Origin of the sequence: Micromonospora sp. DT231 (genome assembly GCF_049847025.1) — a bacterium.
In the GTDB taxonomy this organism is placed as follows: Bacteria; Actinomycetota; Actinomycetes; order Mycobacteriales; family Micromonosporaceae; genus Micromonospora.
In genome coordinates this window covers 75,343-91,447 of the sequence record NZ_JBNCNO010000003.1, presented here as the reverse complement: position 1 = coordinate 91,447, position 16,105 = coordinate 75,343, and the positions used below count along the sequence as shown (strand labels likewise).

Here is a 16,105-nt window from a genome sequence, read left to right as displayed (position 1 = left end):
GGTCGGACGGTGTCCGACCCCGCGACGGTCAACCCGCACACCCACCTGACGATCGACTGAAGTGAGGCAACACATGACAGGACTCAGTCGTCGACGGCGCTTGGCCGCCGTCGCCGTGATAGCCCTTGCCGCGGTGACCGGCAGCGCCTGCTCGTCGTCCTCCGACGACGGGGCCAGCGACGGCGGCGCCTACCTCGTCTGGGACCCGTATCCGCAGTTCGCCGCCGACTCCGAGTGGGTCGCACTGCTCAAGAAGTGCGGCACCTCGGCGGGGGCGGCGACCGTCGAGCGGACCGGCTACGACACCACCGACCTGACCAACAAGGCCCTGCTCGCCGCCCAGCAGAGCAACTCGCCGGACGTGCTGATCGTGGACAACCCGGTCATCTCGACACTGGCCGAGGCCGGCGCGCTCACCACCACCGAGGACAACAAGCTCGACGTCTCGGCCATGGCGCCGAACCTGCTCGGCGCCGGCCAGAGCGCGGGCAAGACGTACGGGGTGCCGATCGGCGCGAACACCCTCGCCCTCTACTACAACAAGGACCTGCTGAAGGCCGCCGGTGTCGACCCGGCCTCGATCAAGGACTGGGCGTCGCTGACCACGGCCCTGAACGCGGTCAAGGCCAAGGGGAAGAAGGGCATCACCTTCTCCGCGATCGGCACCGAGGAGGGCAGCTTCCAGTTCCTGCCCTGGTTCTGGGGCTCGGGCGCCCAACTGACGAGCCTGGACTCACCGCAGGCGGTGTCCGCGTTGACGCTCTGGACCGACTGGCTCAAGCAGGGCCTCGCCCCGAACTCGGTCATCAACAACACCCAGACCACGAGTTGGCAGGAGTTCGCCACCGGCGACTTCGCGTTCGCCGAGAACGGCACCTGGCAGCTGGCCAACGCGGAGAAGCTCGGCTTCTCCTACGGCACCATCGCCATCCCGGCCAACGCGGGCGGGCCGGCGCCGGCGCCCACCGGCGGTGAGTTCGTCTCCATTCCGGTGCAGAAGAAGACCGCCAGGTACGAGACGTCGCAGAAGATCGTCGCCTGCCTCACCAACGCCGACAACCTGCTCACCACCGACACCACGCTGTCCTACGTCGCACCCGTCACGGCCGTGCAGGATCGGCAGGCCGCCGCCGACCCCAAGCTCAAGGTCTGGGTGGAGGCGGTCCGGGCGGCCAAGGGCCGCACCGGCGACAACCTCGGCACGAAGTACCCGAAGATCTCGGAATCGCTGTGGACCGCGGTGCAGTCGGCCCTCAGCGGTGGGAAGTCACCGAAGGACGCGCTGACCGCCGCCCAGGCCGCGACCAGGTAACCGCGCCGAACCGACACCATGCTCCCCTCGACACACAGCTCCACTGCCGTACCGGATCCGGGTGGGGCGGCGAAGTCCGCCCCACCCGGGCCTCCGCCGTCCCGCGCCCGCCGGCCCAACCGATGGCTGGCCTGGGGCTTCCTGGCGCCGGTCACCCTCTACCTGGTGGCCTTCTACGCCTACCCGCTCTACCGCAATCTCGACCTGAGCCTGCGCGAGTACACCGTCCGCTCGTTCGTGCAGGGCGGCGCGCCCTTCGCCGGCCTCGACAACTACCGGACGGTCCTGACCGATCCGGCCTTCGGATCCACCCTGTCGCACACCCTGATCTTCACCGCCGCGTCGCTCGTCTTCCAGTTCGTCATCGGCATGGCCCTGGCGCTCTTCTTCCACCAGCACTTCCCGCTGTCGCGCACGTTGCGGGCGTTGATCCTCGTACCGTGGCTGCTGCCCCTGATCGTCTCGGCCTCGACCTGGTCGTGGCTTCTCAACAGTGATTCCGGGCTGGTCAACGCGGCGCTCGGTGTCGTCGGGATCGACCCGGTCAACTGGCTCACCTCGCCGGGCTGGTCGCTCGCCTCGGTGATCATCGCGAACATCTGGATCGGCATCCCGTTCAACCTGGTGGTGCTCTACAGCGGGTTACAGGCGATTCCGGTCGAGATGTACGAGGCGTCCGCGCTGGACGGCGCGTCGAGCTGGCAACGGTTCTGGGGGATCACCTTTCCGCTGCTCCGCCCCGTCTCCGCGATCACGCTGCTGCTGGGGCTGATCTACACGCTGAAGGTCTTCGACATCATCTGGATCATGACGAAGGGTGGCCCGAGCAACTCCTCCGCCACGCTCGCGACCTGGTCCTACCGACTCGGCTTCGGCAACCTGCTGCCCGAGTTCGGTCCGGGTGCGGCCGTCGGCAACCTGCTCATCGTGATGGCCCTGATCGCCGGGCTCGTCTACATCCGGATCCAGCGGAGGCAGAACCAGCCATGACCACCTCCACACCTCGGGTCTGGTGGAAGACCGCCGTCGGTCTGGTGCTGACCGGGCTGATGCTCTTCCCCGTCTACTGGATGATCAACGTGTCGTTCACCCGGGACCAGGACATGCGGGCCAGTCCCCCACACCTGTTCCCGACCAACGGCACGCTGGACGGCTACCGGGCCGTCCTCGACCAGCAGTTGCCGTACCTCGGCACCAGCTTCCTGGTCGGTCTCGGCACGGTGGCGCTGACCGTGGCGTTGGCCGCCCCCGCCGGGTACGCGCTGGCGAAACTGCGGCCACCCGGCGGCACGGCACTGAGCTTCGTCCTGCTGATCGCGCAGATGATCCCGGGCATCATCATGGCGATGGGCTTCTACGCCATCTACCTCAGTCTCGGCGTCCTGAACACGCTGCCCGGCCTGATCCTGGCCGACTCGACGCTCGCGGTGCCGTTCGCCGTGCTGATCTTCACGGCCTTCATGTCCGGAATCCCCGACGAACTGCTCCAGGCCGCCGTGGTCGACGGCGCCGGTCGGCTGCGGGCCTTCTGGTCGATCGTGCTCCCGGTCAGCCGCAACTCGATCGTCACGGTGTCGCTGTTCGCGTTCCTGTGGTCGTGGTCGGACTTCATCTTCGCCTCGACGCTCGCCGGCGGCGGCGACCGGCAGCCCATCACCCTCGGCATCTACCACTACATCGGCAACAACAACCAGCAGTGGAACGCCATCATGGCCACCGCTGTCGTCGCCTCCATCCCCGCCGCGGTGCTGCTGATCCTGGCCCAGCGCTACGTCTCGATGGGCGTGACCGCCGGCGCCGTCAAGGACTGACCACCCGCACCACAGAAAGGCATCCGCCACCCATGACCGTCGCCCCGTCCGGTCCGGAGTTCCCCGTCCAGGACATCCCGTTCAGCTACCGAGGAGCCTGGTTCAACATCTCCCCGGTGGTCGCCGAGAAGACGTACGCCGACGATCTGCACCTGGTCTCCCACCAGACCGGGCTACACCCCGTACTGCGGCTCTCCCCCGCGGCGACCGATGCCACGATCGTCGCCACGCCCGCGCTGCTGACCTGGCGCAACGGCACCGACCGGATCGAGGCCGTCTACGACGGCCCGGACACCCTGCGGATCCGGGGCCGACGCCTCGGCCTGCGGGTGGCGGCGGCCGCGCCCACCCTCACCCCGTTCAGCGGCACCTACCTCTACCACGACCCGGTCGACGGCTCCCACGTGTTCACCTCGTACGAGACCGGTCGCCGCTACCGGGTCACCGTGCTCGCCGGTGCGCTGCAGGCCAGTGCGGGCGTCGAGGCGCTCGGCAGCGCGGACCGACACGTGGACCTTCCCGGCGACCAACCGTGGGAGATCGCGATCGAGGAGTACGCCACCGCACGCCGCCCGTACGCCGGGTCGGCCACCTTCGACCAACTGTGCCGCGACCGGGCCGCCGAGTTCACCGCGTTCGTCGACGCTGTCGCACCGTGGCGCGGGGCGGAAACCCCGGCCGCCGAACTCGCCGCCTACGTCCTGTGGTCCGCAACCGTCGCCCCGGCGGGCTTCGTCACCCGGCCCGCGGTCCTGATGTCCAAGCACTGGATGGACAAGGTGTGGAGCTGGGACCACTGCTTCAACGCGATCGCCCTGGCCGCCGGCGAGCCGGAGCTGGCCTGGCACCAGTTCCAGTTGCCCTTCGACCACCAGGACGAGGCCGGCGCCCTACCCGACTCGGTGACGCACTCCGAGGTCCTGCACAACTACGTCAAGCCCCCCATCCACGGCTGGGCCCTGCGGCACCTGCGTCGACGCCTTCCCCAGCCACCGGACCGGGCGGCGCTGGCGCAGACGTACGACCGGCTGGCCCGCTGGACCCGGTTCTGGCTCGACGCGCGTCGGGCCCCCGGCCACGACCTGCCCCACTACCAGCACGGCAACGACAGCGGCTGGGACAACGCGACCACCTTCGACGCCAACCGGGTCCTCGAGACGGCCGACCTCGCCGCGTTCCTGGTGTCCCAGTTGCGCTGCCTCGCCGACCTCGCCGGCGAGCTGGGTGAGCCCGCCGAGCAGTGGTCCCGGGAGGCCGACCGGATCCACGGCGCCATGCTGCGGGACCTGTGGGACGGCGAACGCTTCACCGCCCGCAATCCGCACACCGGCCAGCGGCGGGCGAGTCGGAGCCTGCTCGACCTGATGCCCGTCGCGCTCGGCGCCGACCTGCCGGCCCCGGTCGCCGCCGCGCTGGCCCGGGGCGTCGAAACCCACCTGACCACCCACGGGCTGGCCACCGAGCCGGTCGACTCGACGCACTACCTCGCCGACGGCTACTGGCGCGGCCCGATCTGGGCACCCTCCACCGTCCTGGTCGAGGACGGCCTGCGGCGGGCCGGGCAGACCAGGGTCGCCGACGAGATCAGTCGACGGTTCCTGGCGCTGTGCGAGAAGTCCGGGTTCGCGGAGAACTTCGACGCCGAGACCGGGGCCGGGCTCCGGGACCGCGCGTACACCTGGACGGCCAGCAGCTATCTGATCCTGGCCGCCGGTCGGGAGGAACGGCGGGTCACGAAGGGGTAGCCGCGTCGACTCTCCGGGCCCGCACCGGACCGGTGCTGGAGCGCAACGAGATGGGCGGGCTGTACAGCCGGTGGCGCGGCACGGCGTCGGGGGCGGCGATGCTCTCCAACAGGAGCGCCACGGCCTCGGCGCCCATCTCGACCATCGGGACGTCCGCGGCGGTCAACGGGGGGCGAAAGTCCTCCGCCCAGTGTTGGGCGGCGACACCGGTGACGGAGAAGTCGCGGGGCACGGACAGGCCGGCGCCGGTCAGCGCGCGCTGCATGCCGGGCAGCGCGGCCTCGTTGATGGTGGCGACGGCCGTCACGTCCGGATGTGTCACGAGCAACTGTTCCACGCACGCCTCGCCGGCGGCGGTGTCGTCGCCGCTGCAGACCTCCACACCGGTCAGGCCCCGCTCCATCGCCGCCGCCCGGAAGCCGGCCAGCGCGCGGTGGCTGGGGCCGTAACCCGCGGCCACCAGCTCGGCGGAGCGGTTCACAAGCGCCACGTGCCGGTGCCCCAGATCGGCCAGGTGGTGCACGCAGCGGGCGATCAGCCCGGAATAGTCGATGTCGATCCAGCTCATCTCGTGCGGCTCGGCTATCCGCCCGATCGTGACGAACGGCAGACCGGCCCTGGTCAGGCGGGTCACCCGGTCGTCCGCCAGGCGGATCTCCATCAGGACCACGCCGTCCACCCGACGGCCGGTGACGATCCGCTCGAACGACCGGTCATGGTCACCACCGGACGGGGACAGCAACACATCGAGGTCGTGGCGGGCGGCCGCCTCGACGACGCTGGCGACGAACCCCAACTGCATGTCGGTCAGCCGCTGGCTCGCCGGGGGAATCACCAGGCCGAGGGTGCGGGTGCGACCCTCCTTCAGCGCGCGGGCACTGGCGTTCGGTCGGTAGTCCAGCTCGTCGATGACCGCCTGGATCCGCTGCCGGGTCGTCTCCGACACGGTCCGCTTCCCGCTCAGCACGTAGGACACGGTGCTGCGGGACACCCCCGCCCGACGGGCGATCTCCCCGATGTTCATACCGCGCCCTCGAATCGATTATTGCCCCGACACGGGGACGCACCGTCTTTCGCTGACGAGCATATCCGTCCGGAATCTCCGGCCCGAGTCCGGAAGTTCCGCAGCCAGCACGGGCACAGCCGGCGAATCCGACACGTCGTGGAACCGGCGCCTGACGAGGTGGATGTCGGTGGGCGCCGAACCGGACGCGCGGGCCGCGGAAGGTAGCGCAATAGATGGACGCACATTAATGTAAAAAGGTGTGACGTGTGATGTCGCTTACCACCACACCCCACCACACCGCCGAGAGGATCCAATGAATGTGAAAAGACGCTTGCGTCGCCTGATGGCCGCTGCGGGGACCATGCTGGTTCTCGCCATCGGTGCCAGCATCTACGTGGTCTCGGACGCGCCGGGCGTCGCCCACGCCGCCGGCACGGGACCGTGCGACATCTACGCCTCGGGTGGCACCCCGTGCGTGGCCGCGCACAGCACCACCCGCGCGTTGTACGGCGCGTACAACGGCCCGCTCTACCAGGTCCGGCGGTCCTCGGACAACACCACCCGCGACATCGGCGTGCTGAGCGAGGGTGGCTACGTCAACGCCGCCACGCAGGACACGTTCTGCGCCAACACCAACTGCGTCATCACCATCCTCTACGACCAGTCCGGTCGCAACAACCGCCTCACCCAGGCACCCCCGGGCTACTTCGTCGGCCCCGCCGCCGGCGGATACGACAACCTCGCCGACGCGAAGGCGGCCCCGATTACCGTCGGTGGCCAGAAGGCGTACGGCGTCTACATCGCCCCCGGCACCGGCTACCGCAACAACAACACAAACGGTGTCGCCACCGGCGACCAGCCCGAGGGCATCTACGCCGTCGTCGACGGCACGCACTACAACCAGTGGTGCTGCTTCGACTACGGCAACGCGCAGACGAACAGCCTGGCCGACGAGCGCGCCATCATGGAGACCGTCTACTTCGGCGCCAACAAGCAGTGGGGCTACGGCGCCGGCGCCGGGCCGTGGATCATGGCCGACCTGGAGTGGGGGCTGTTCTCCGGGGTGAACGCCGGGTACAACAACATCGCGTCCATCAACCACCGCTTCGTCACCGCGATGGTCAAGGGCGAGCCGAACCACTGGGCCATCCGGGGCGGAAGCGCGCAGTCGGGCGGCCTGACCACCTACTTCGACGGGCGCCGGCCCAACGGCTACCACCCGATGAAGAAGGAGGGGGCCATCCTGCTCGGCATCGGCGGCGACAACAGCATCACCGGGCGGGGCACCTTCTTCGAAGGTGTGTTGACCTCCGGCTACCCGACGGCCGCGACCGAGGACGCGGTGCAGGCCAACATCGCCGCCGCCGCGTACGCGCCGGCCGGTGGCGGTAACCCGCAACAGGGCGTCCAGCTCGTGGGTGCCCAGTCCAACCGCTGCGTCGACGTGCCCAACGGCACCACCACCAACGGCACCCAGGTCCAACTCTGGGACTGCGTCGGCAACACCGCCCAACGCTGGACCCAGACCGCCGGCAAACAACTCCAGGTGTACGGCAACAAGTGCCTCGATGCCAGCGGCCGGGGCACCACCAACGGCACCCAGGTGATCATCTGGGACTGCAACGGCGGCACCAACCAACAGTGGAACATCAACTCCAACGGCACCATCACCGGCGTCCAGTCCGGGCTCTGCCTCGACGCCAACGGCGCGGGGACAGCGAACGGCACCAAACTCCTCCTCTGGGCCTGCAACGGACAGCAGAACCAGCAGTGGTCCACCCGTAGCTGAACCCGCCCCACCACCCGACCGGCGGTGCCGCCTCCGTGAGTTTCGCGGAGGCGGCACCGCCGGCGGCGTCAGTTGTGCCGTGCGGCCTAGCCCAGCCAGCGGAGCGCGGCGTCGGCGGTGTCCTCGGGGTTGCTGTTGAAGGCGATGGCCGCGCCGGGAGCATGCTGCCGGACGAGGTTTACCACCTTCTCGAAGAGCACGAGCAATGGCTCGTGCTTGCGGATGCCGCCGCCGACGACCACGCAGGCGTAATCTCCGCGGGTCAGCGCCTCGACGATCACCCTCTCCGCGCCCTCGTCCGGCGTCACCTGGCACAGGTCGGCCTCGATGCCGAGATCGTCGAAACGGGCCTGACCGCGTGCTATCGCCGCCACGACCGGCGCCGGGTCCCAGCCCGTAATCCTGGTCGGATCGAGACCGATCACCAACACGCGTCCACGTGTCATGTGTTTCCACCTCTCGGAGCCTGCGATGATCCCCCGGTCGTCGGATCGAGAATGTCGTCCCGACTGTCGATCCGGAGCCCTCCTGGCTCGTCGTCAGAGTAGGGGCCACGACCGACGGGGCCAGCACACGATGGGATACGAGACATGGCCAAGTACATGATCCTCATCTACGGGGACGCGCAGCAGTGGGACGCCATGACCGACGAGCAGTGGAAGGCGCACGACGCCGCCCACGTGGCGTTCGTCGCCGTGGCCGGCGAGCGGATCCTCGGCGGTCAACAGCTGGAACCGGCGCCCACGGCCACCGCACTGCGCTCGGACGCGCTCGGCCAGCTCGACACGACCGACGGGCCGTTCCTGGAGACCAAGGAGGCGCTCGGCGGTTACTACCTGCTGGAGGCGGCCGACCTGGACGAGGTGCTGTCTCTGGCGGCACTGCTGCCCGAGGTGCGCGCGGCACACAGCGGCGTGGAGATCCGTCCGGTGGTCGACCACGGATGAACGACATGGTCGTCGCGGCGGTCGCGCAGGCCCACCGCCGCGACTGGGCCCAGGTGCTCAGCACCACCGCCCAGCTGACCCGCGACCTCGACCTCGCCGAGGAGTGCACCCAGGACGCGTTCACACAGGCGCTGGAGACCTGGGCCGAGAGCGGCATTCCCGACCGGCCGGGCGCCTGGCTCACCACCATCGCTCGCAACCGGGCCCGGGACGTCCTGCGCCGTGAGTCGGTGTTCCGTCGCAAGATGCCGTTGCTCGTCGCGGACGAGACGGTGCCGGGCCCCGAGGATGGTCTGGTCGACGACCGGCTGCGCCTCATCTTCACCTGCGTGCACCCCGCACTGTCCCGGCAGGCGCGGGTCGCCCTGACCCTGCGGTTGGTGTGCGGACTGTCCACACCGGAGGTGGCACGTGCGTTCCTGGTGCCACCGACGACCATGGCTGCCCGGATCACCCGGGCCAAGAGGAAGATCGCGGCGGCCCGCATCCCGTACCGGGTACCGGGCCCGGACCATCTCGGCGAGCGGGTCGGCGCCGTCCTCGAGGTCGTCCATCTCATCTTCACGACCGGCCACACCGCGCCGGTGGGCGCGCACCTGGTGCGGCAGGACCTGGTGGACTGCGCGATCGGTCTGGCCCGCATGCTGCACCTGCTCATGCCGACCGACACCCAGATCAGCGCCCTGCTGGCACTGCTGCTGCTCACCACGGCACGGCAGGAGACCCGCCTGTCCGTCGACGGGCGGCTGGTGCTGCTGTCCGAGCAGGACCGCACGCGCTGGAACCGGCAGCTCATCGGCGAGGGACTGTCGTTGTTGACCGACGCGCTGCGCCGACGGCCACCCACCCGGTACGCCCTGGAGGCCGCGATAGCCGCCGTGCACGCCGAGGCGCCAACCTGGCAGGACACCGACTGGAACGAGATCGTCGGGCTCTACGACGTATTGCTCCGGCTGTGGCCGTCGCCCGTCGTCGGCCTCAATCGCGCCGTCGCGGTCGGGCTACGCGACGGCCCCGAGGCCGGACTCGACGCGCTCACGCCGATGCTCACCGATCCGGCCCTGGCCACCTACGGATATCTGAGCGCCGCCCGCGCCGACTTCCTGCGCCAACTGAGGCGGTGGCCCCAGGCCGTGACCGCCTACGAAGAGGCGCTGACCCTTACCGACAACGACGTCGAGCGCGCCTTCCTCAGCGATCGGTTGACCGACGTCAAACGGCAACTGTAGGGGCGGCGCCGTAGCCGGCCTCAGGCATCCTGGTTGCTCGGCACCGTCGCGCCACGGCTGGCCGTGGTGGCTATCGCCGCCGCCCCCAGCAGCAGGGCCGGAAGGGCGAACCGGAGACCGATGCCGAGGCCCAGCAGGAGCGCCCACGCCAGCATGACCAGCGCCCCGACCGTGGTGGTCGTGGCGACGGCACGGTGGGCCAGGTCCGCGACGAGGGGACAGATCACCGCGACCACCGGCACACCCAACAGGTAGAAGGCGGCAGCACCGCTGTCATCGATCGTGAACGGCAGCAGCGCAACGACGATCCAGGCGGTGGCGGCGACCGCGAGGAGTCTCAGGAGTCGACCGACGGAGTCGGGTGTGGCACCACGTCTGCGCAGACTCACGATCGCTGCGGCGACAACGAAGAGCGCGACGAGGCCGCCGACAATGGTAGCGACGTTCATTTCGCTTCCCCCGTCCTCAGGACGTCAGCGGGCCCAGCCTCGAACGTGTGGACCGGCCACTTCTCTCGCGACGAGTTGGCGAGCTGGCGCAGGTATTCGTCCTGACGGTACGCGGTCGGCGTCGATTTGACACGGCAGGCAAGCGCCTCGTCCCCGGCCACTCGTCCGGTCCGGTAGGGGCTGCGGCACAAGTGCGGCACGCTGGCGTACGACGCCTGCTCAGAGCGCCTGGGAACGACTCGGGCGGTTGAGCATTATATAGACGACATGCTATCTTCTGGCGCGGGGGTGAAGGGCACGCTCCCGATCACCTGAGTCGATCGACAAGGCATGCCGAGGGCGACGCCCTCCGGCCGCCCTTGCCAGTCGGTGACCAGTCCGGGCCGCTCCGCCGATGCCAGGCGACCGCAGGTGGTTGTCGGACAGTCTCGGTCCGACGGCATGCCCCAGCTCCCCCTTCCCGTCGCGGACAACCCGCCAGCGGCGGTACGGCCCGCACACCACCCGTGCCCGCCGCGCCGGCTCGATCCGACTCGCTGACGGCGAGCGGACGGTGGGGTGTGAGCCGCCATCCACAACCCCGGAATCACCAGCGGCACGGCCGGGGTCGCCGGCACCGCGCACCACCACCACAGGACGACAAACGGCAAGGAGTCGAGCAATGGCAAGACATAGACAAGTCCTCTCGTTCATCGCGGGCGCGGCGGTTCTCCTCGCGGCGACCGCCGGTGGCGTGCTGAACGGCAGCCTGCGCGGAGTGGCGGTGGCCGCGACGAACGGCACACTCGCGGCCACCGCCGGCTGCGGCAAGGCCCCCACACTCGCCAGCGGGACACGCACCATTCAGAGCGGCGGGCAGAGTCGCACCTACATCCTGCGGATCCCGGACGGTTACGACCGGAACAACCCGTACCGGCTGGTCTTCGGCTTCCACTGGCTGAACGGCTCGGCCAGCAACGTCGCCTCGGCCGGCTACTACGGGCTCGCGCCGCTGTCGAACAACACCACGATCTTCGTCGCGCCCCAGGGCATCAACGCCGGTTGGGCCAACACCAACGGTCGCGACCTGACCCTCTTCGACGACATCTCGCGGCAGATCGAGAACGACCTCTGCGTCGACACGACCCAACGGTTCGCCCTGGGCTGGAGCTACGGCGGGGCGATGAGCTACGCCGTGGCCTGCGCCCGACCCACGGTCATCCGCGCGGTCGCCGTCCTGTCCGGCGCCAATCTCAGCGGTTGCAACGGCGGCACCCAACCCGTGCCCTACTTCGGCATCCACGGCATCTACGACAGCGTGCTGAACATCTCCCAGGGCCGGTCGTTGCGCGACACCTTCGTCAGGAACAACGGCTGCACCGCGCAGAGCCCGCGCGAACCGAGCCGGGGCAGCCTCACCCACATCACCACCACCTACGCGGGCTGCCGAGCGGGGTATCCCGTGCAGTGGGCCGCGTTCGACGGCGACCACACCCCCAGCCCGGTCGACGGATCCGGCCCGAACGACTCCAGGACCTGGACCTCGGGGGAGATCTGGCGGTTCTTCAGTCAGTTCCAGTCCACCACTCCCCCGACGACCCCTCCGCCGACCACGACTCCACCGACCACGCCGCCCCCGACCACACCTCCGCCGACCACACCTCCGCCGACGACTCCGCCCCCGACCGGGCAGCCGGGCACCTGCGCCGCCACCTACAGCCTGGTCAACAGTTGGCCGGGCGGCTTCCAGGGTGAGGTCACCGTCGCCAACAGCACCGCCGCCACCGTCAACGGCTGGACCGTCGGCCTGACCCTGGCCAGCGGACAGGCCATCAGCAGCCTCTGGGGCGGCACCAACACGGGCACCACGGGCGCCGTCACCGTCCGGAACGCCGCCTACAACGGCACGTTGGCCCCGAACGCGTCGACCACCTTCGGATTCACCGCCACCGGCAACGGCGCCACCCCACCCGCGACCATCACCTGCACCAGCCCTTCCTGAGGGAAGGGCGACACCGGAGGCCCGGAGCCAGTGGCTCCGGGCCTCCGGGCCGGTCGGGGTCGTGCGCCAGAGCCGCGTGAGCTGGTGGACGGTCCGCACGGTCCCGCCGGCGGCCCGCCGGTCAGCGCGGCAGCCCGGACCGCGCCGCTGCCCGAAGGATCCCGTCGAGGCCCTCCTCGAACAGCAGGTCGTCGTCCCACCGGGTGTCGTCGAGGTGCCCGGAGGCGTCGAGGGTCGGGTACTCGTCGGCCCGCGCGGCGATGTGGTCGCGGGCGGCGGCCCGCGCCCGCGGGTCCGCGGTCCGGTGCCAGGTGGCTTCGGTGAGCGCGGCGCCGATGACGTAGTTGGCAAGCATCCGCGTGGCCACCGCGAGCGGAAGCCCGCGACAGCCGCCGCGCACGAGCGCCGCCTGTAGGAACTCGGTGCGGGCGAGGACGTTGGGCCCGAGCATCGGACGTCCGACCAGATTCGGTGCCCAGGGATGGCGCAGCATCGCGGCGCGCCATGCTCGGACGAGGAGCCGGGCGTCCTCCAGCCAGTTGTCGCTCACGTCCGGAATGGGCACGTCGCCGAAGATCCGGTCGACGGCCAGGTCCAGGACGTCGTCCTTCGTCTTCACGTGCCAATACAGGGCTGTCGCCGTCACGTCGAGCTGCTGGGCGAGGCCGCGCATGGTCAGACCCTCGACGCCACGCTCGTCCAGCAGGGTCACTGCGGCGTCGACGATGCGTCCGAGGGTCAGCGGCGCCTTCCGTCGCGTACGAGACGGCTCCTCGCGTAGCCACACGGGTGGTGGCGTACGGCTCTCTCGTGGCCTGCCCGGGGGCGTCGGCGGTACGCCCGGATCTGCGCTGGTCATGGCGCCACCCTAGTGCAGTGGACAGGCAACTTAACGTCGGTAAGCTAGATGAACATCAGACGGCGATCCGTTACGTCGGCAAGGAGGTTGGCGAATGCCCCTGCTCCGAATCCACCTCGACAGCGACCGGATCACCGCCCAACGCGTTCTGCGGCTACACCAGGACGGCAAGACACACCACGAGTCGCGGGAAGCGGCACGGGCGGAGGCGTGGCGTCAGGGTCGTACCCCGGCCGGCGACCCGACCTTCGTCGGCATCACCAACGGCCGCCGCCACGTGCAGCTGCTCTACGACGTGGAGGTCCATTCCGACACGGCGGGTTGAGCGGAGCCCGCGGTCGTCCCCTCGACAGGGGGAGCGCGCTCCCCTGCGCCGGGGAGGAGGAGTCGTCCACCGCCGCAGATCATCGACTCATGACTGCCGGTGTGTGACTGCTGGTCGCCGAGACCAACGGCCCGGTGAGCCGGCACGGCACCATCCACAGGGGAGTGACATGTCCGACCGTATCGCCCGTCCGCACCGACCCGCAGCCGCCGACCGGGTAGGACGGTGGGCGCTGGCGTGCGGCCTCTTCCTCGTCGGCGAAGGGGCCCTGCGCCTGTTCTGGATCGCCGGCGGTCGATGGGCGTACACCGCCTGTGACCGGACCGATCTGGTCGATCCGGCCGGGGGATGCGGCGCCGACCGTGTCGAGACACTGCCCTTCTGGGCGGGCTGGGGACCGCTGGCAGTCGGCGTCGCCCTCGCGCTCGTGGTCGTGGGCGCGGTCCGCCTCCCCGGCCGGGCCGCGACCACGGGTAGCTGGCTCGCGGCGGCACTGCTTCTGGTCACCGCGTTCCCGCTGCACCTGCTCTTCGAGGTCCCGGCGGCGTTGGCGGGACGTCCCTCGGACTGGCGTGACCTCGGCGCCCGGCTCGCACTGCTGGCCGGTGGAATCCTGTTCGCCGGGCTGGCGAACGCGTCAGGTCCCCGACGCGGGCCGGTGACTCCCGGCTACCGGCCGGTGCCCCGGTGGACGCGCCGCTGGGCGTACGTGGCGGTCACGCTGCCGGTGGTCGGCTGGGCCGTACCACACGGGCTCTGGGTGCTCGGGGTTCCGTTCGGCATCTCCGAGCGGGAACTGAACGACATCAACAACACCCTCTCGACGACGACGGGGGTGGCGATCACCGTCGTCCCACCGCTCGCCGGGCTGCTCGTTCTCGGGCTGGTGCAGCGGTGGGGGCAACAGTTTCCGCAGTGGGTGCCGGGGCTGGGTGGTCGTGCGGTGCCCCGGCTGCTGGCGGTGGCACCGGCCGGGGCCGTGGCGCTCACGCTCGTCACCTACGGCGTGCTGAGCAGCGTGGTGTTCGTCGGCCGGCTGGTCGCGGGCGAGCTGCCCTGGTCGGACCTGCTGGACGGGTGGGCGGTGACCGCCACGCTGCTGGTGTTCCTCGGCTGGGGCGTGGCGCTGGGCGTCACGACCGCCGGCTACGCCCTGACCACCCGATCGCGTCAATCCTCCACCACCTGAGCCGAGCAATCCGGCCATACATTGACACTTATCGTTACGACAGTGATAGTAACTGCACGCACAGCTCCCCTCGGATCGCCTGCGGGGCCCATGGTCGGCGGGCAGGCGCCATCACCACACCGCCGCGCCGGGAGCGTGATCGACGCATCCGCTGGAGGAGTGAATGAGAAGAAGATCGAAGATCTGCGTGGGACTGGCGGCCGCCGTCGTCCCGATCACATCCATGCTCATGGCGCTCGGCGCGACACCGGCGGACGCCGCGATCGGCGGTTCCGGCCCCTATCCCGCCGACTACGAGACCTCGGCCAGCCTGGCCAACCACACCATCTTCCGGCCACAGACGCTCCCGTCCGAACGCCTTCCGATCGTCGTCTGGGGCAACGGCGGCTGCTCGGCCAACGGCCTCTCCCAGGGCAACTTCCTCCGCGAGATCGCCTCCCACGGCTTCCTGGCCATCGCCAACGGGGCTCCGAACGGATCCGGCTCCACCAACTCCCAGCAGCTCACCCAGTCCATCGACTGGGCCGTCGCGGAGAACTCCCGGCAGGGCAGCAAGTACTACAACAGGATCGACACGACGAAGGTCGCCGTCGCGGGCTTCTCCTGCGGAGGCCTGGAGGCCTACGCCGTCTCCAACGACCCCCGCGTCACCACGACCGGCATCTTCAGCAGCGGCTTGTTGAACGATGCCGACGACTACCAACTCCGGAGACTGACCAAGCCGATCGCCTACTTCGTCGGCGGACCCAGCGACATCGCCTACCCGAACGCCATCGACGACTGGGGCAAGCTGCCAGCCGGGCTGCCCGCCTTCATGGGCAACCTGAACGTCGGGCACGGCGGCACGTACGACCAGCCCAACGGCGGTGAGTTCGGCCGGGTGGCGGTGCTCTACCTCAAATGGCGACTGAAGGGCGACACCACCGCCGGTGCCAACTTCGTCGGCCCCAACTGCGGTCTGTGCCGCGGCCAGTGGAGCGTCCAGCAGAAGAACCTGACGCTCGACGACGGCACGCCGCCCACCACGCCACCCCCGACCACGCCGCCTCCGACCACGCCACCCCCGACCACACCACCTCCGACCACACCACCCCCGACCACGCCGCCGCCCGGCGGCACCCCCGCCTGCACCGCGGTCTACTCGGTCCAGGACCAGTGGAACGGTGGCTTCGTCGCCACCGTCACCGTCACCGCGGGAACCACCGCGCTCACCGGCTGGCGGGTCTCGCTCAACCTGCCGAGCGGAGCTTCGGTCACGTCGGTGTGGAACGGCGTTGCCACCGGTAACAGCGGCACGATCACCGTCGCGAACCAGAGCTACAACGGGCGACTGGCCGCTGGCCAGACCACCGCTTTCGGCTTCCAGGGCACCGGAAACGGCACCGGGACCACCGCCACCTGCACCGGAAACTGAAGCCCACCGGATCGACCGCAGGCCGCCCGGTGGGCCGCTGCCACAGCGG

General features: G+C 69.9%; 15 protein-coding genes. 11 read left to right on the top strand and 4 right to left on the bottom strand.

Annotated elements, in window-relative coordinates:
- Positions 1–73 precede the first annotated feature (73 nt).
- The 4 genes from ACPXBU_RS08660 to ACPXBU_RS08645 are packed head-to-tail and all read left to right on the top strand — an operon-like array spanning position 74 to position 4,868.
- The gene (locus tag ACPXBU_RS08660) at positions 74–1,312 is read left to right on the top strand and encodes a sugar ABC transporter substrate-binding protein (RefSeq protein ID WP_425757641.1); all 1,239 of its coding nucleotides are present in this window, start codon (positions 74–76) and stop codon (positions 1,310–1,312) included.
- An 18-nt stretch (positions 1,313–1,330) separates the two neighbouring features.
- Entirely contained in the window at positions 1,331–2,302 is a 972-nt protein-coding gene (locus ACPXBU_RS08655; protein WP_425757640.1) for a carbohydrate ABC transporter permease, read from the top strand.
- Positions 2,299–3,123 carry a carbohydrate ABC transporter permease gene (locus tag ACPXBU_RS08650; RefSeq protein ID WP_425757639.1) on the top strand — a complete coding sequence of 275 codons (825 nt, stop codon included), beginning with the start codon at positions 2,299–2,301 and terminating at the stop codon, positions 3,121–3,123. The genes ACPXBU_RS08655 and ACPXBU_RS08650 overlap by 4 nt, the downstream gene beginning before the upstream one ends.
- A gap of 32 nt (positions 3,124–3,155) precedes the next feature.
- Positions 3,156–4,868, top strand: coding sequence for an amylo-alpha-1,6-glucosidase (locus tag ACPXBU_RS08645; protein ID WP_425757638.1), 1,713 nt, complete (start codon positions 3,156–3,158; stop codon positions 4,866–4,868).
- Here the strand turns inward: ACPXBU_RS08645 and ACPXBU_RS08640 are convergent.
- Complete coding sequence (locus ACPXBU_RS08640; protein ID WP_425757637.1) at positions 4,855–5,892, bottom strand: LacI family DNA-binding transcriptional regulator; 1,038 nt, start codon at positions 5,890–5,892, stop codon at positions 4,855–4,857. The genes ACPXBU_RS08645 and ACPXBU_RS08640 overlap by 14 nt on opposite strands.
- 325 nt (positions 5,893–6,217) lie before the next feature.
- Between ACPXBU_RS08640 and ACPXBU_RS08635 the strand changes: the two genes are divergently transcribed.
- Positions 6,218–7,663, top strand: coding sequence for an arabinofuranosidase catalytic domain-containing protein (locus tag ACPXBU_RS08635; RefSeq protein WP_425757636.1), 1,446 nt, complete (start codon positions 6,218–6,220; stop codon positions 7,661–7,663).
- Between the two features lie 86 nt (positions 7,664–7,749).
- On the opposite strand, the gene ACPXBU_RS08630 is transcribed toward ACPXBU_RS08635, so the two are convergent.
- Positions 7,750–8,109 (bottom strand): hypothetical protein, encoded by a 360-nt coding sequence (locus ACPXBU_RS08630; RefSeq protein WP_393367232.1) that lies wholly within the window; start codon positions 8,107–8,109, stop codon positions 7,750–7,752.
- 144 nt (positions 8,110–8,253) lie between these two features.
- Between ACPXBU_RS08630 and ACPXBU_RS08625 the strand changes: the two genes are divergently transcribed.
- Both ACPXBU_RS08625 and ACPXBU_RS08620 read left to right on the top strand, forming a co-directional pair.
- Positions 8,254–8,610, top strand: a complete 357-nt coding sequence (locus ACPXBU_RS08625) for a YciI family protein (RefSeq protein WP_425757635.1) — start codon at positions 8,254–8,256, stop codon at positions 8,608–8,610.
- On the top strand, positions 8,607–9,839 hold the full coding sequence (locus ACPXBU_RS08620) for an RNA polymerase sigma factor (protein WP_425757634.1): 1,233 nt from the start codon (positions 8,607–8,609) through the stop codon (positions 9,837–9,839). Before ACPXBU_RS08625 ends, ACPXBU_RS08620 begins: the two co-directional genes overlap by 4 nt.
- Before the next feature lie 20 nt (positions 9,840–9,859).
- Here the strand turns inward: ACPXBU_RS08620 and ACPXBU_RS08615 are convergent, their stop codons facing one another.
- Positions 9,860–10,288 carry a hypothetical protein gene (locus tag ACPXBU_RS08615; protein WP_425757633.1) on the bottom strand — a complete coding sequence of 143 codons (429 nt, stop codon included), beginning with the start codon at positions 10,286–10,288 and terminating at the stop codon, positions 9,860–9,862.
- Between the two features lie 661 nt (positions 10,289–10,949).
- Here ACPXBU_RS08615 and ACPXBU_RS08610 point away from each other — a divergent pair.
- Entirely contained in the window at positions 10,950–12,269 is a 1,320-nt protein-coding gene (locus tag ACPXBU_RS08610; protein ID WP_425757632.1) for a cellulose binding domain-containing protein, read from the top strand.
- Between the two features lie 121 nt (positions 12,270–12,390).
- On the opposite strand, the gene ACPXBU_RS08605 is transcribed toward ACPXBU_RS08610, so the two are convergent.
- A complete protein-coding gene (locus tag ACPXBU_RS08605; RefSeq protein ID WP_425757631.1) occupies positions 12,391–13,128 on the bottom strand; it encodes a TetR/AcrR family transcriptional regulator in 738 nt (245 codons plus the stop codon).
- A 94-nt stretch (positions 13,129–13,222) separates the two neighbouring features.
- Between ACPXBU_RS08605 and ACPXBU_RS08600 the strand changes: the two genes are divergently transcribed.
- The 3 genes from ACPXBU_RS08600 (at position 13,223) to ACPXBU_RS08590 (ending at position 16,056) form a co-directional block, all read left to right on the top strand.
- Positions 13,223–13,453 carry a hypothetical protein gene (locus tag ACPXBU_RS08600; protein WP_425757630.1) on the top strand — a complete coding sequence of 77 codons (231 nt, stop codon included), beginning with the start codon at positions 13,223–13,225 and terminating at the stop codon, positions 13,451–13,453.
- Positions 13,454–13,622: 169 nt separating this feature from the next.
- Positions 13,623–14,642: a hypothetical protein gene (locus tag ACPXBU_RS08595; RefSeq protein WP_425757629.1), complete on the top strand. Its 1,020-nt coding sequence runs from the start codon at positions 13,623–13,625 to the stop codon at positions 14,640–14,642.
- A 163-nt stretch (positions 14,643–14,805) separates the two neighbouring features.
- Positions 14,806–16,056, top strand: a complete 1,251-nt coding sequence (locus ACPXBU_RS08590; protein WP_425757628.1) for a cellulose binding domain-containing protein — start codon at positions 14,806–14,808, stop codon at positions 16,054–16,056.
- Positions 16,057–16,105: the final 49 nt, after the last annotated feature.